Raw genomic sequence first — 15,159 nt, 5'->3', positions numbered from 1 at the left:
CTTATTTTCCTGCAGAAGCGTTCGCAGCGTCCACAGCCGCGCGCTCCTTGCTGGAGTGTTTGACAACGGTTGGTGCCGCCAATTCCTTGCCCGCATCCGGTGCAAGCCGCGCAAACCAAAAAAAGGCCAAGGCCGAAACAGCAGCAACTACATAAAAGCCCATGTGGAAGTCCACCAATTCAAGGTGGGCTCCACGTAGGGATGTGCTGATTTCCAAAATACCGCCTGCCAGAGCGACGCCAATAGCAATAGAAACCTGTTGGGCCACGGCTGTAATAGGCGTCGCCTGACTGGTCTTTTCATCGGGGATTTCGGCAAAAGCCAGCGCGTTGACGCCGGTGAAAAACAATGAGCGCGCAAAGCCACCCACAAGCAGAAACCCGATAATGATCCAGTATGGCGTTGTTGGCGTGAACAGGCCATTGACCGCAATAAAGCAGGCCGAAATCAGCGAACCTGCCATCAGCGCACGCCGGAAGCCGACGCGAACGAAAATGCGCTTTGCACCGAACTTCATGCTGATTGCACCAATCGCCGACACGAAAGTCATCATACCGGATTGAAAAGGCGTGAGCCCGAAACCAAGCTGAAACATTAATGGCAGCAGAAACGGAATAGCGCCGATCCCGAACCGGAAAATGCTGCCACCAACAACCGCAGAACGGAAAACCTGGTTATCGAAAAGCTTCAGGTTTAGCAGAGGATCATCGACCCTCTTGGCATGTTGAAGATAAAGGACTGTACAGACAATACCGATAGCAAGGGTTGTGAACCCTACCGCAGGTGGCAAGGCCGGAAGGCTGACGACTGACAGCCCGAAAACGACGCCTGACATCGCAATACCTGAAAGAAAGAAGCCCGTCCAATCGAGGCGCTTCACAATGCGCTCGTCAGTGTCTGGCAGAAAGCGCGTTGCGAACCAGATGCCGACGACGCCAATCGGCACGTTAATCAGGAAAATCCAATGCCAGGTAAGGAAGGTGGTTATGAAACCGCCTACAGGCGGCCCGACCAACGGCCCAACCATTGCCGGGATCGTAAGCCAGGCCATGGCTGATACAAGCTCGCTACGTGGGGTGGAACGGATAAGCACAAGACGCCCAACCGGCGTCATCATCGCACCGCCCATCCCCTGCAAAAACCGTGCAACAACGAAAGAGGCCAATGAATTCGATGCGGCACAGGCAACAGAACCCACCACGAATACCGCTATTGCCGCGCGGAAGACATTCTTGGCTCCGAAGCGATCCGCCATCCAGCCGCTGACCGGAATAAACACCGCAAGAGCAACAAGGTAAGCCGTCAGCGCCAACTTGAGCGCAATGGGGCTTGTGCCGATATCGGCGGCTATAGCGGGAAGCGAGGTCGAGATGACGTTCGAATCCATCTGCTCCATGAAAAGGGCTATGGCCAATACAAGCGGAATGATGCGATTCACGATAATATTCCGATACAACGGATATGAAAGATCTGACCATCCTATGTAGCGCCAAGCTGATTATTGCTAGCCGAAACGGCGTCACATTGCAGTGAATATGCATAAAATCGGCGATTTCTCGCCGGTTCAGTTCGATCAGGCCGCTTTCGCGCAAATGGGCCAAATATCTCACGCAAGATTTCACTCGTTCACATTTGCGTAAATCGGGGTTGCGCTTCCCGTAACAGCTTGTTACATTTCGTTACAGTTTCACGAGACTTCGAACCGCGCGGGCACCGCTCCGGTTCAAGGAGGTAGGAAATGAACGATATTACAAGAACCGCCATTGTCTATGGCATGATGATCATTTCACTCAACACTGCACTTGCAGTAGGGCTGCTAGGACTCGACTTCCTGCGTTAACGCGCCCCTGAAAAAGTTTTTTGCCCTCCAGGCATGCATGAAAAAGAGCGTTTCCAATTCAATGGAAGCGCTCTTTTCCTTTTGGAGTCTCGTTTGATGTCAGAGAATTCGACTTTGGCTGCCTGGGTCAAAGAAAACAGACTTGTCCAGGTTGAAAGCAAGCCTCGCCGGTTGTCCTGCAGCGATGCGGGCGTCGGCACGCAGACGCGCCACAACATGCTTGCCGCCCAGGCGCGTGACCGCAAACGTGTCCGACCCGGCAGGCTCGACAACATCAATCAGGCAATCGCCTTCCACCACGGCATCGGCGTTACGATCGGCTCCATCTGGATCGGTCAGCGCCTCGGGGCGGATGCCGAACACGATATCCTTGCCATCATATGCACCGAGCCCCTGAGGGGCGACTTTCAACGGTAGTTTGAGCGGCTCGCCGTCACCGCGCACGAGATTAATCGCATAGCTCGAACCGTTCTTTTCGACTCGCACCGTCAATAGGTTCATGGCAGGAGATCCCATGAAATCTGCAACGAACATATTGGACGGATTATTATAGATTTCTGCTGGCGTGCCAAACTGCTGCAAGACGCCGTCCTTGAGAACAGCGATCTTGGTCGCGAGCGTCATCGCCTCGATCTGGTCGTGAGTTACGTAAACGATTGTCGTTTTCATCCGGCTGTGCAGCCGCTTTATTTCGGTGCGCATATCGACGCGTAATTTGGCGTCAAGATTGGAAAGCGGCTCATCGAACAGGAAGACCTGAGGATTGCGCACCAAAGCACGACCCATTGCCACGCGCTGACGTTGACCACCGGAAAGCTGGCTCGGCTTGCGATCCAGCAGGTGGCCGATCTGCAGAATATCGGCAACTTCCTGAATGGCCTTGTCACGTTCGGCCTTTGGAACTTTACGAATTTCCATGCCGAAAGCGATGTTTCCGGCAACAGTCATATTTGGATAAAGCGCATAGGACTGAAAAACCATTGCAATATCGCGCTGGGATGGATGCAAACCGGAAACCGACTTGCCATTGATGGCGATATCGCCAGACGTGATTGGTTCAAGCCCGGCGATAGTATTCAGCAATGTTGACTTGCCACAGCCGGACGGGCCGACGAGGACGAGAAAGCCGCCCTCGTCAATCTCGATATTGATATTCTTCAAAACCGAAACATTGCCGTAGGACTTATAGAGATCGGAAATTTTCAGAAAAGACATTGCAACTTATCCCTTAACGGCACCGGACATCAGGCCACGAACAAAATAGCGGCCAGAAACAATGTAAACGATCAGCGTCGGCAGGGCCGCCAATATGGCACCTGCGAAGTGAACATTGTACTCCTTGACGCCGGTGGAGGAGGAAACGAGATTGTTGAGCGCTACCGTCATCGGTGTTGAATTCGCGCCCGAGAAAGAAGCGCCGAACAGAAAGTCGTTCCAGATATTGGTAAACTGCCAGATCACGGACACCACGATGATCGGCCCCGACGACGGCAGCAAAATTCGCCAGAATATCTGGAAGAAGCTCGCCCCATCGATCTGGGCTGCCCGAACCAATTCCGTCGGAAAAGCCTCGTAATAGTTACGGAAATAAAGCGTCGTGAAACCGATACCATAGACCACATGCACGAGGATCAGCCCCCAGATCGTGCCTGCGATTCCTAGAAAACCAAGTACGCGCGCCATCGGAATGAGCACGATCTGGAACGGAATGAAGCACGACAACAGCAACAGGCCGAAAAAGATATTCGATCCGCGGAACTGCCATTTGGTCAGCACATAACCGTTTAAAGCGCCGACGATGGTCGAGATCGCAACGGCTGGAACGACCATCAGGATTGAGTTGATAAAGAACGGCTTCAGGCCGGTTGGCTGTACGCCGATCTGCGCCGTCGACCACGCGGACAGCCATGGCTCGATGGTCCATTGCTGTGGCAGATTCAACATGCCGCCCTGACGGATTTCATCAAGGGGTTTGAAGGAGTTGACCAGCATCACATAGAGCGGCAGCAGATAGTAGAATGCAAAGATCAGCAGTGCCGTGTAGATCAGCGCGCGTGTCAGCTTTCCGCTGCTGATGGCATTGTCTTGCGACTGGGCGCTCATGACCGCGACCCTCCGCGAATTTCCGAATAAAGATAGGGAATGATGATCGAGAAGATCATCACCAGCATGATGATTGCCGATGAAGCACCGATACCCATCTGGTTCCGGGTGAATGTATAGGAATACATGAAGGTCGCAGGCAATTCCGTAGCCTGACCCGGTCCACCACCGGTCAATGCGATCACCAGATCATAGGCCTTGATCGCCAGATGAGCGAGAACCACGAACGCTGACAGGAAAACCGGGCGCATCAACGGAATGATGATGCGGCGATAGATGGTGCCCGTTGAAGCGCCGTCAATTTGGGCTGCCTTGATGATCTCGTTGTCGACACCGCGCAATCCTGCCAGAAACATCGCCATCACGAACCCGGATGATTGCCATACGGCGGCAATAACCAGACAGTAGATTGCCATCGTGTTGCTCTTGATCCAGTTGAACGAGAAACTCTCCCAACCCCATAGATGCATTGTGTTTTCCAGACCAATTCCGGGATCGAGAAACCACTTCCATGCCGTTCCGGTCACGATGAAAGACAGTGCCATTGGATAGAGATAAATTGGACGCAGAACACCTTCGCCGCGGATTTTCTGATCAAGAAGGATCGCAAGAGAAAGTCCGATAACCGAGCAGATAATAATATAAAGCGACGCAAAGATTGCCAGATTGGTGATTGCCCGCCACCAATGGGGCAAGGCCCAGAGTTTGGTGTAATTCGCGAGTCCGACGAAGCCATAGGATGGCAGCATTCGGCTGTTGGTGAGCGAGAGAACGCCGGTATAGATGATGAAACCGTAGACGAACACCAGCACTATGAGAAAGCTCGGACCCAGCACCAGCTTTGGCACCAGTTCCTGTAATCGGCTGTTACGCTGCATATTTGCGTCACCCTGTTTGCGCAGTTGGGGCTCTACGTCCAATATAAGACGCGGCTCCAGACATCAGTTTGATGGGCATTCTGGCGCCTCAGCCAGATACGGGCCGAATGCACCTAAGAAGTTCAATCCGCTGCAATTTCCGATGGAAACATGCAGAGCTTCATCATGCAATTGTTGTTTTGATTTCTGGCTGCAATCGTCGTCACCTTCAAATATGTGGCCAATATCCGAAGTGCTTGAGATACGAGGCGTCCAGAAGGTTTCCTGGACGCCTCTCTGCGGTTATTTCGCAGCTTCAACAGCCGATACCAGTTCCTTGACGGCATCTTCCGAAGAAAGCTGACCGTTGAACTGACGGGTTACGACATCATAGATAGCGTTCTTGACAGCTGCCGGGTTGGCATAGCCATGTGCCATTGAGCCCAGCATCGTACCCTTTTCACTCGCTTCCTTTTCGTCAGCGATAGCTTTCTTGCCACAAGCATCAAAGTCCGTATCGGGCACATCGGTACGCGCTGGAGCCGATCCCTTCACCACATTGAATGCCGACTGGAAAGCCGGGCTCTCAATCGCCGATGCCATTTCAAGCTGAGCCGGAACCTTGTCTTCCGAGACCTTGAACATAGCAAACATATCGGAATTGAATGTGATTGCGCCCTGCGTACCCGGGTAGCGCATGCAGACAAAATCTTCACCCGGCTTCTTGCCAGCCTTGATGAACTCGCCCTTTGCCCAGTCGCCCATAAACTGGAGACCGGCCTTGCCTTCGATAACCATCGCCGAAGCAAGATTCCAATCCCGACCGGAGAAATTGTCATCAACATAGGAGCGCAGCTTCGTCATACGATCGAAAGCCTGCTTCATCGTATCACTGCCGAGCGTATCGGGATCAAGGTCGACGAAGGCTTTCTTGTAAAAATCAGTGCCGAAGGAGAGCACGACGGCGTCAAAGATCGTGGCGTCCTGCCATGGCTGCCCGCCATGAGCGACCGGAGTGATCCCCTGTTCCTTGAACTTGTCGAGCAAAGCGATCAATTCGTCCCAATTGGTTGGCTCCTTACCGCCAGCCTTCTCGAGCGCTGCCTTATTGATCCACATCCAGTTTGTGGAGTGAACATTGACGGGAGCCGCGATCCAGTGACCGTCATACTTGGCAAATTCCTGCAAGGGGGCCGGGATAACCTTTTCCCAACCTTCCTTGGTAGCGATCTCATCGAGGTTGCCAAGAGCCCCCTGCTCTGCCCAGTCACGAATGTCGAAGCCGAGCATCTGCACTGCCGTCGGCGCATTGCCCGCCGTAACGCGCGCGCGCAATACCGTCATGGCTTCTGTACCGCCGCCGCCAGCAACCGGCATATCAGTCCAGCTGATGCCCTTTTTTTCAAGGTCCTTCTTGAGAACATCAAGTGCGGCAGCTTCACCGCCAGCCGTCCACCAGTGCAGAACTTCGACATTCTGCTTGTCCTGTGCATTAGCAACAGGCGCCATTCCGGCGAGCAAGGCACAGGCGGCCGTACCCATCGCAGCAAGCTTCAAAAGTTTATGCATGTCTACCTCCCGTAGAAACAAACGAAACTAAAACTATCGGATACTCGGCCAAGCCTCTGCTTATGCGCAATAATCCGCTTCGTCATTCCTATCCGCACCTCCTCGGTGCGGACCAGAAACCGACTGCACCACACAGCCTCTTTCTGTTAGTCACTGCCGCAATATGATGCGAAAGCTCCCGCTTTCACCTGCGCCCCGACCATCCTTTGACGGCGTTTTTCCTGAAATCCTCCACCTCACTCTTACGCCGCCTCGCCCCAATTGACAACGTTGTCTTTTATGAATGCGAAATATCCTCCAGACAAGGTATGGCACGTAGGATAGGCCCCAACCCTCCCAGCCTGTCAATAGTTCCTATCCGACAAAACGGGAGAAGCCCAATCGATTAAAACTACAAGTAGAACCAACAGTCTCAAAAACCATTGGAAAAGAATGGGTTACCCTTTGAAAGACGGTTATTTACATGGTTCTGATGCAGTGAACTTCAAAGGTGGCAGCGGCCGTAGAAATTCCCTCCTCTCCTACTGGACAAGCCATCGACAAGGGCATAAGTTCGCGCCGCTCGCATAATAGTGTGCGGGTTTGTTCTCGGGGCGGGGTGAAACTCCCCACCGGCGGTATGAAGCAAAAGCTTTAAGCCCGCGAGCGCCTGATAGGGGTCGATTCGGCTTCAATTCAGGGTCAGCAGATCCGGTGAAATGCCGGAGCCGACGGTTAAAGTCCGGATGGAAGAGAGCAATTGATCGCCAGGATTGTGCCATTTCGGTGCCGTCTAGCGTTCTTTTGTGCGCCCTGATTCTAGTTTCGTGAGGAACCTATGAACCAGAGCTATCCGAACAAGACTTCCTTCAAAATTGCATTCGTTCAGGCTCGTTGGCACGCCGATATTGTCGATGAAGCCCGCAAGAGTTTTATCGAAGAACTGTCAGCAAAGGCCGGCGCCAACGTAGAAGTCGAAATCTTCGATGTTCCCGGGGCGTATGAAATTCCGCTCCACGCCAAAACCTTGGCCAAAACCGGGCAATTCGCTGCGATAGTCGGTGCGGCCTTCGTCGTGGATGGTGGTATATACCGGCACGATTTTGTCGCAACTGCGGTTATCAACGGCATGATGCAGGTTGGTCTTGAGACCGAAGTTCCAATTCTCAGCGTTGTCCTGACACCGCATCATTTCCATGAAAGCAAAGAGCATCGTGATTTCTTCCATGCACATTTCAAGGTGAAAGGCGTGGAAGCAGCCCATGCCGCTTTGCAGATTGTCGGCGAACGCAGCCGCATTAACGCGCTCGTATAAGTGCTGGCCTGACCGGCACCTAAAAAGGCCGGTCAGGCTTCACGATAGAATGCGGATGGGTATAAATATCGAAATCATCGCCTCGAACCAACGCAATAAGCGTCAGGCCAGCGTCCTCCGCCGTCCGAATGGCCAGTGCGGTCGGTGCCGAAATGGCGGCCAGAACCGGCACGCCGAATAGCACAGCCTTTTGCACCATCTCCACCGATACACGGCTTGTAATGGCTACAATTCCTATCGCCGGTTTAACATTCGTGCGGGAAACTGCGCCAACAAGTTTGTCGAGCGCATTATGACGTCCGACGTCTTCGCGGACCGCGACGAGTCCGTTTTCCGGTGTATAAAATCCAGCCGCATGAACGGCTCTGGTTTCTGCATTCAGTCGCTGCCCTTCCGCGAGCGAAGCTATAGCCGCTCGCACTTCTCCTGCCGTAAACCGCCTTTCCGCATTTTTCAAAACGTTTAGCGGTCGCAACGCATGTTCGATCGAATCTATGCCGCACAACCCACAACCTACGGGTCCCGCCATAAACCTGCGCCTTGCAGCAAGCCGCTGCTCCTGTGGTTCGGCCAGTCTGATCTGAATGTCTATGCCCTTTTCAAAGGCAACAGCCTCAACCGCTTCGATCTCGGAAATATGATCAACGATATTTTCAGTCAGAGTGAAACCGATGGCAAAGTCTTCAAGATCGTCCGGCGTCGCCATCATAACGGCCTGTGTCGAGCCATTGTAACTTATAGCCACCGGCACCTCTTCCGGCACTGTGCGCATGCTTTCATTGAAGCCCGACGCGCGATGCGCGAGATACGGCACCTTTCGGCTTGTCGTCTGGATCATCATCTCATTCTCGTCCGTCACGCGTCATGAACCCAACAGTTTCATGTGGCACGAAATCAGCTTTTATGTAAGGTGCCACCAAACAAGCCCCACGGTTCGGGGCAAGCGAGGAAGAGATGGATATTCGGCAGATAGACGATAATTACTCGGTTTCAGGCCAGATCGAACCTGACGACGTGCGCGACATCGCGGCGGAGGGTTTTCGCACAATCATCTGCAATCGGCCCGATCATGAAGGCGGGCCAGATCAGCCCGAGTTCGCCGAGATTGCACGCGTTGCAGAAAAGGCTGGCTTGGCAACCTACTATATCCCGGTTATCGGCGGACAGCTGACGCAGGAAGATGTAGATGCGATGGCAGCAGCACTGGATGAAGCCGAAGGACCAATTCTTGGCTACTGCCGATCGGGTGCACGCTCTACGAATATTTACGGGATCGTACAGCAGCAAAGGCGCGGATAAAGAACGAGCGCAGGCTATGAGGACGGTGAAGCCGCAAAGGCATTTCTACAGTCTTTGCAAACATGGCAATCATCGTCCTGAAAGCCGGGCTCGGCCCGAATGAACCGCACGCGATGTGTGGGCGCAATATTGACGATAATAGCTCATGCCGGTGCGCGCCACCGTCGCGACAACACCGCCAAGAACGAGAAGCCAGCCAATGGCCTGTGGCCAGTTAAAGCTTTCAATCCCGCCGCTGAGCGCCACGATAAAAATACCCGCCCAGAGCAGAGCAGCCGTGCGACGCCAGAATACCGGATTGAGTTCGTCAAAGACGGCTTTCCACAACGAGTGAACAAGGCAGGCGAAAAAAAGAGCCGCGGCCAGGCCGATATTGAGCAACTCGACCGGAAGCCATTGTTGCGAAGTAAGCATCGTTTCCATCATCCACTTAACCAACATTCGTACGAAGAAACCCGTTACGGATTTATCTTGCGATCCGAGTACTGTTACTGTTCGTCCTATTCAGCTTTCGCTTTGTGGCCGCAACGTGTTACAAGCACGGAAAGCTCCTTCGGATAAATTCACTTATTATTGCGATCACGCGAAATATCGTGTTGAAAACATTGCTCTATTTTAAGTGCCCCGACGGATCAGGCACCTCGCAAGCCCTTCGAGAGATTGAGGAATTTGTGGTTCCACGCTGCTGGTTTTTGGACGCAATGTTGCATGTGCGACCACGCAGGGTAACAGCTTTGTAACAATTCGGCAGAGAAAAACCGCTTCTGGAAGCCCTCCAGAATTCGCAATTATTCACAAGCACACGCTATTAGACAGCTTTTACTTGTTCGCCGCCCTTTTGCGATAAGATTACCGCCGATGGGTCTACGGAAGCTGGTGCATTTGCAGGACGTCCGAACAGAAAACCCTGAACCTGTTCACAACCCTCTTCAATTACCATGCGATGCTGGTCGAAGGTTTCTATCCCTTCTGCCACCACCGGCAGGTCCAGGCTGCGCCCCAGCCCGACGATGGCTCGGACAATGGCTCTCGCACTGACGTCCGTTTCCATGCTGGTAATAAAACTGCGGTCGATCTTGATTTTGTCGAATGGGAAACTTTGAAGATTGCTGAGTGACGAATAGCCGGTACCGAAATCGTCCATAACAACACGGACGCCTGATTTCTTCATGCGGCGCAGCAGTTCAAGTGTCGTCGATCGATCCTTCATCAGAGCGGATTCTGTTATCTCCAACTCCAGTCTCGTCGGATCAAGGCCGGTTTCTGTGATGATCGAACTGACAGTATCCGGCAGACTGATCAGACGAAACTGCACGGGTGACAGGTTGACCGCGATAGTCAGATGCTTCTCCCATCCGGCAGCTGTGCGGCAAGATTCACGCAAAACCCACTCGCCCAGAGCAACGATTGCTCCGGTTTCCTCCGCGATAGGAATGAAAACTTCCGGTGGTATCTGACCACGTTCGGGATGGTTCCAGCGAACAAGCGCCTCGTAGCCCGTGCAACGTCCATCGGCGGTGGCAAACAAAGGTTGATATGCAATACTGATCTGGCCACGAAGCATGGCATGGCGCAAATCAGCCTCCATCTGGCGACGTTCGCTTATCTCACGATCCATTTCCGGCGAATAGAATGCCACCAAACCGCGCCCTTCCGTCTTCGCTCGATAAAGCGCAACGTCTGCAGCATGCCGGAGGGCTGCTGCATCCTTGCCGTCATTCGGATATAGAGCAACGCCAATGCTGACACCGACAGCAGTTGGATCGAGTACTGTATTCAGTTCTGACCGAAAAGTTTCCAGTATCTTCTCACTCAGTTTCCGCGCACCTCTGGGCTGGGGTACACCAACCTGCAGAATAATGAACTCGTCACCGCCAATACGTGCGGCCGTATCTATACCGTTGATGCAGCGTTTCAGAATGCTGGAGACCGTCTTCAATACCCGGTCACCTTCGGCATGGCCGAAAATGTCGTTCACAGCCTTGAACCGGTCCAGATCAAGCGCCAGCACGGCAAAAGGTTCGCGATTGCGACGCGCGACGGCATTCGCAAGCCGTTCCTCGAGAAACACACGATTGGGTAAATCGGTCAGCGCATCATGCCGCGCCATATACTCGATCTGGCGCTGGGCCGTGCGCTTTTCAGTAAGGTCCCGCACAGCAAGCACCTCGCAAGGGCGCCCCTGATACTCAATCGTATGAACCGCCAATTCAAAGATGCGCTCGTCATTTGGGAATCGCGGCGCGGCTTCGATTGCATCCTGGCGGGAAGCACAGACAGGAAGTCCATCAGCCGCCAGCAACAGCTTATCGGGAGCAACACCCAGGAGTGCCTTTTCGCTGCGCCGCATGAGATCGGAAAAACGGTCGTTCATCTCGACTATCCTGCCATCCCTGATAACAGCCAGCCCCTCCAGCGTAGCGTTCGCAAATCCCTTCAAGTCGGTCATGTAACGATCTATGAACACTGCAACAATCGTCATCAGCGCTGCGATGCATACCACGGTGGCGATGGCCCCGATCAGCCAGACCCGACCGACACCGAGAGGGTCAGCGGCAGGAAGGGCAGGATTTGGAACCAGCTCGGTGGATGCAACCGCTGTGAAATGGAGCGTGCAAACCGCCAATACTCCTCCCAAGGTCGGGAGCAGAATACGCATCCAGCCTGAGGCATTCGTCACGAACCAGAAAGCGGCCAGCAAAAACAGGACCGATATTATGCAGCCGACGATCACTGGCGGGAGATCATAACGAACATCGGCGGCCGCCTTGACTGCATTCATACCCATAAAATGCATCGCTGCTATCGATAGTGTCGCCGAAATGCCCGCAGTCAGGGCGTATTTGAACGTAGTTCCCTTCAGAAAGCGAAGGCTCGACCAAAAGCCTAGGACGGCGATCACAGCCGAAAGAACGGTGATGGTGAAATCAAACTCGATTGCGACTGTGCCGGTATAGGCGAGCATGGCCACGAAGTGGGTTGCCCATACGCCCAGTCCTCCCGCGAATGCACTGATTGCAAGCCAATTGTCGCGGCGGCTTTCCGTGCATTCACGTGCACGGGCAAACAACAGGAAAAATGCAAACATGCTTGCAAATGAAATGGATGCAGCCAACACTACAAAAGGCTGATCGTGCTGTACTGTCACGCATTCCAGGACTTTAAACATGTCGCCCCCTGCGCCCGCTTCAGGTGCAGTTCTTATAAAATACAACCAAAAATACTGCCGAGACTGCGCTTGGCTTACCGAATAAAAATATCGGCAACTATTTAAGTATTTCTGAATTATCGAATATACCGATTAATGCCCGCCGGTGGTGCAGGAGAAATCAGACACGCTTTGCAAAACGCTTCCCGACGCGGGCAAGCAATATCACGGGCAAAATTCCGACCGCTACGATAGCCAGCGCAGCAATAGACGCTTCTTCATAAGTTCCGCGCGCGGCTTCCCCATAAAGATGCGTCGAAAACGTTTCAATGTTAAGCGGCCGCAACAAAAGCGTTGCAGGCAGTTCTTTCACACAGTCAACAAACACGAGCAGGCCAGCCGCTACGATGGCTGTTCTGGATAATGGCAAATGGACTGCAAAAAAAGTCCGGGTGGCTCCACGCCCGAGCGTGCGCGATGCATGGTCCAGCGAGACGGGTATGCGTTCCAGTCCGGAATCTATCCCGCCCGCGGAGATAGCAAGGAATCTGACGACATAAGCGTAGACAACCGCTGCACCTGTTCCGATGAGCACCAGCCCGGCAGAGTATCCGAGGAAATGCGACGTGAACTGATTGAAAAGATGATCGAAGCTGCCGGCCACCACCAGAATGCCGATCGCGATAACGGTCCCCGGTGCCGCATATCCCATTGTCGACAGGCGATAAGACCAGCGCGAAATTGTGCTCGGGAAAAGCCGGACAGCATATGCGACAAGCATTCCGCAAATCAGCACCAGAACCGTCGCCGATGAAGCGAGAACCACAGTATTGAATGCTTCTCCGATCAATCGTGGCGACACTCCGGCGAAGCGAATCCGTTTAATGGCCTCCACGACCAGATAGATCGCAGGCAGAACGAATCCAATGACAATGGGCAGCGTGCAAAGGCAGAACAACCATGCACCCCGCCCTTTTCCGACCACCAGTGGTTCGAAACCGCGCGAATGGCGGATATTGGAAGCAAAGCGCTGCTTGCGGCGTCCCCAGCGTTCTATTGAAACAAGAGCAACCACCAGAAACAGGAGAGCAAGCGCCAATTGGGAAGCTCCCGGCAAATCCGAACGCGTTATCCAGGTGGTGTAAATCGAGACGGTTAATGTGCGAATCCCTAGAAATTCGGCAGCGCCTACATCATTGAGGGTTTCCATCAGGGCAAGACTGACCCCAACCGCCACGGCAGGCCGGGCCAGCGGCAATGCAACACGCCAGAAAATGCCTTTGCGGCTGACCCCTAGAGTTCTTGCCGCCTCGATAAGGCTGGCGGACTGAGTGAGAAACATTGCCCGCGTAGGAATATAGACATAAGGATAGAGAACGAAGCCCAAAAGGATGATGCAACCGGCCATCGAGCGAATATCGGGCAAGCGGAACTGGCGTGGGCTATCATATCCCAGCACGAAACGAACCGCGCCCTGCACTGGCCCGATTGGATGCAGGATATCAAGATAGGCATAGGCGATAATGTATGTCGGCACAGCCAATGGCAGCAAAAGCGCCCATTCCAGCACACCCCGCCCCCGAAAATCGTAAGCCGTCACCAACCATGCCGCCGATGTTCCAAGAAAAGCCGCTATGATCCCGACCCCGGCAAGCAAAATCACCGTTTCGAGAAAAGCGCTTGGCAAGTTGGTGGCGAACAAATGTGCCCACAAGCCCGCAGAGCCTTTTAAGGCCTCCAATGCGAGGGCGAGAACCGGTAATAAAACCAGAACTGCGACAAGAACCGAGAGCCATAGCCAGCTGCGCCCTGCCCTTGCGGGTTGCAAAACTCGTTTCCGCACGGCGGCAAAGGCTTCCATCGGTCTCTCTATAGTGCAACGCCGGCGCATGGACTGCACCGGCGTTAGTCTCATCAGTTCAATCGGCTTTTAGTTATCAAAACCGACTTTGTCGACCAGTTCGCTTGCCTGTTTGCGATGGCTGACGATTTCAGACAGCGGAACACTGTCGATCTTCAGTTCACCGAAGGATTCCACGATTGGATCAAGCGGCGCGCCCGGCTTGACCGGATATTCGAAATTGGCCTTGGCGTAGATCTGCTGAGCCTCATCGGAGACCAGATATTCGAGCAACTTGACCGCTGCATCCTTGTGTGGAGCGTTCTTTGCAATTGCGGCGCCGCTGATATTGACCTGCGTTCCGCCGTCCTTGAAAGTCGGCAGCAGAACCTTGATGCCCTCGCCCCAGACCTTCTGCTCATCACCGCCCTTGCCTGAACGCATCAGGCCGACATAGTAGGAATTGGCCACAGCGATATCGCAAATACCACCGACAATATCCTTGGCGCCGTCGCGGTCTCCGCCCGCCGCCTTGCGCGCCAGATTATCTTTCAGACCCTTCAGCCATTCCTCGGTCTTTTCCGGGCCATAATGCGCGATGTAATCCGCAAAGAGAGCGGTATTGTAAGGGTGCTGGCCGGCACGGATGCAGATTTTGCCCTTCCACTTCGGATCGGACAGGTCCTCATAGTTGATCTTGTCAAGCTCAAGGTCCTTCGCGGCATAGACGACGCGAGCGCGCATGGAAAGTGCGAACCAGTTATCCTTCGCATCGCGAAGTTGCTCCGGTACAGCCTCTTTGAGAATCTTCGAGTCGACAGGCTGGGTCAGGCCCTTGTCGACGAGGTCGACCAGGTTACCAGCGTCCACCGTCATAAGTATATCAGCAGGCGAATTCGCGCCCTCGGAGGCCACGCGTTCTGCCAGGCCATCCTTCAGGAAAACTGTATTCACCGTGATTCCAGTGGACGACTTGAAAGCGTCGAGCAGCGGCTGGATGAGGCCCGGCTCACGCGTCGTGTAAATGTTCACTTCATCTGCGTGAGCGGCTCCTGCGAACAGCGTTACTGCGACGAGAGCGAGACCAGAACGCGCAAACTTGAACATTTTACCTCCAGATGGATCTGTTTAATTTGTAATTATGAGCGAAGCAATCAAGTTATATGCCAGGGCTTTATTACGGTCAATTACCCCGGGGCTTTGACTGCA

General features: G+C 53.7%; 12 protein-coding genes and 1 riboswitch. Of the genes, 2 read left to right on the top strand and 10 right to left on the bottom strand.

All coding sequences use genetic code 11. From position 1 onward, the window contains the following. Position 1: 1 nt before the first annotated feature. The 5 genes from AC0TOF_RS12495 to AC0TOF_RS12475 all read right to left on the bottom strand — a co-directional run bounded on the left by AC0TOF_RS12495 (position 2) and on the right by AC0TOF_RS12475 (position 6,369). Positions 2-1,438 (bottom strand): DHA2 family efflux MFS transporter permease subunit, encoded by a 1,437-nt coding sequence (locus AC0TOF_RS12495; protein ID WP_473768481.1) that lies wholly within the window; start codon positions 1,436-1,438, stop codon positions 2-4. A gap of 501 nt (positions 1,439-1,939) precedes the next feature. Further along, the gene (locus AC0TOF_RS12490) at positions 1,940-3,055 is read right to left on the bottom strand and encodes an ABC transporter ATP-binding protein (RefSeq protein ID WP_473768480.1); all 1,116 of its coding nucleotides are present in this window, start codon (positions 3,053-3,055) and stop codon (positions 1,940-1,942) included. Between the two features lie 6 nt (positions 3,056-3,061). Next, entirely contained in the window at positions 3,062-3,943 is an 882-nt protein-coding gene (locus tag AC0TOF_RS12485; protein WP_473768479.1) for a carbohydrate ABC transporter permease, read from the bottom strand. Further along, a complete protein-coding gene (locus AC0TOF_RS12480; protein WP_473768478.1) occupies positions 3,940-4,821 on the bottom strand; it encodes a carbohydrate ABC transporter permease in 882 nt (293 codons plus the stop codon). The genes AC0TOF_RS12485 and AC0TOF_RS12480 overlap by 4 nt, the downstream gene beginning before the upstream one ends. 282 nt (positions 4,822-5,103) lie before the next feature. Then, complete coding sequence (locus AC0TOF_RS12475) at positions 5,104-6,369, bottom strand: ABC transporter substrate-binding protein (protein ID WP_122001895.1); 1,266 nt, start codon at positions 6,367-6,369, stop codon at positions 5,104-5,106. Positions 6,370-6,949: 580 nt separating this feature from the next. Further along, a riboswitch (FMN riboswitch) is annotated at positions 6,950-7,110 on the top strand. Positions 7,111-7,186: 76 nt separating this feature from the next. On the opposite strand from AC0TOF_RS12475, the gene AC0TOF_RS12470 reads away from it, so the two are divergent. Next, positions 7,187-7,663, top strand: a complete 477-nt coding sequence (locus AC0TOF_RS12470) for a 6,7-dimethyl-8-ribityllumazine synthase (protein ID WP_122001896.1) — start codon at positions 7,187-7,189, stop codon at positions 7,661-7,663. Positions 7,664-7,682: 19 nt separating this feature from the next. On the opposite strand, the gene fdhD is transcribed toward AC0TOF_RS12470, so the two are convergent. After that, complete coding sequence (gene fdhD / locus AC0TOF_RS12465) at positions 7,683-8,504, bottom strand: formate dehydrogenase accessory sulfurtransferase FdhD (protein ID WP_473768477.1); 822 nt, start codon at positions 8,502-8,504, stop codon at positions 7,683-7,685. 113 nt (positions 8,505-8,617) lie between these two features. Here fdhD and AC0TOF_RS12460 point away from each other — a divergent pair, with 113 nt between their 5' ends. Next, positions 8,618-8,962: a protein tyrosine phosphatase family protein gene (locus AC0TOF_RS12460; protein WP_473768476.1), complete on the top strand. Its 345-nt coding sequence runs from the start codon at positions 8,618-8,620 to the stop codon at positions 8,960-8,962. Between the two features lie 69 nt (positions 8,963-9,031). On the opposite strand, the gene AC0TOF_RS12455 is transcribed toward AC0TOF_RS12460, so the two are convergent. From AC0TOF_RS12455 to AC0TOF_RS12440, 4 genes are all read right to left on the bottom strand, one after another. Further along, a complete protein-coding gene (locus tag AC0TOF_RS12455) occupies positions 9,032-9,376 on the bottom strand; it encodes a hypothetical protein (protein ID WP_122001899.1) in 345 nt (114 codons plus the stop codon). A 394-nt stretch (positions 9,377-9,770) separates the two neighbouring features. Next, a complete protein-coding gene (locus AC0TOF_RS12450) occupies positions 9,771-12,131 on the bottom strand; it encodes a bifunctional diguanylate cyclase/phosphodiesterase (RefSeq protein WP_473768475.1) in 2,361 nt (786 codons plus the stop codon). A 160-nt stretch (positions 12,132-12,291) separates the two neighbouring features. After that, positions 12,292-13,971, bottom strand: a complete 1,680-nt coding sequence (locus tag AC0TOF_RS12445) for an ABC transporter permease (RefSeq protein ID WP_473768474.1) — start codon at positions 13,969-13,971, stop codon at positions 12,292-12,294. 69 nt (positions 13,972-14,040) lie between these two features. Then, a complete protein-coding gene (locus AC0TOF_RS12440; RefSeq protein WP_473768473.1) occupies positions 14,041-15,057 on the bottom strand; it encodes a Fe(3+) ABC transporter substrate-binding protein in 1,017 nt (338 codons plus the stop codon). Positions 15,058-15,159: the final 102 nt, after the last annotated feature.

Source organism: Ochrobactrum sp. PL_is501 (assembly GCF_055816895.1).
Note: the sequence above shows the minus strand (reverse complement) of the source record. Positions and strands in the feature narration are given on the sequence as shown.

Bases quoted from the DNA above. Each gene is read 5' to 3' on its own strand.
- AC0TOF_RS12490 (WP_473768480.1), bottom strand. From the start codon at position 3,055: ATGTCTTTTCTGAAAATTTCCGATCTCTATAAGTCCTACGGCAATGTT.
- AC0TOF_RS12485 (WP_473768479.1), bottom strand. From the start codon at position 3,943: ATGAGCGCCCAGTCGCAAGACAATGCCATCAGCAGCGGAAAGCTGACA.
- AC0TOF_RS12480 (WP_473768478.1), bottom strand. From the start codon at position 4,821: ATGCAGCGTAACAGCCGATTACAGGAACTGGTGCCAAAGCTGGTGCTG.
- AC0TOF_RS12475 (WP_122001895.1), bottom strand. From the start codon at position 6,369: ATGCATAAACTTTTGAAGCTTGCTGCGATGGGTACGGCCGCCTGTGCC.
- AC0TOF_RS12470 (WP_122001896.1), top strand. From the start codon at position 7,187: ATGAACCAGAGCTATCCGAACAAGACTTCCTTCAAAATTGCATTCGTT.
- fdhD (WP_473768477.1), bottom strand. From the start codon at position 8,504: ATGATGATCCAGACGACAAGCCGAAAGGTGCCGTATCTCGCGCATCGC.
- AC0TOF_RS12460 (WP_473768476.1), top strand. From the start codon at position 8,618: ATGGATATTCGGCAGATAGACGATAATTACTCGGTTTCAGGCCAGATC.
- AC0TOF_RS12455 (WP_122001899.1), bottom strand. From the start codon at position 9,376: ATGCTTACTTCGCAACAATGGCTTCCGGTCGAGTTGCTCAATATCGGC.
- AC0TOF_RS12450 (WP_473768475.1), bottom strand. From the start codon at position 12,131: ATGTTTAAAGTCCTGGAATGCGTGACAGTACAGCACGATCAGCCTTTT.
- AC0TOF_RS12445 (WP_473768474.1), bottom strand. From the start codon at position 13,971: ATGGAAGCCTTTGCCGCCGTGCGGAAACGAGTTTTGCAACCCGCAAGG.
- AC0TOF_RS12440 (WP_473768473.1), bottom strand. From the start codon at position 15,057: ATGTTCAAGTTTGCGCGTTCTGGTCTCGCTCTCGTCGCAGTAACGCTG.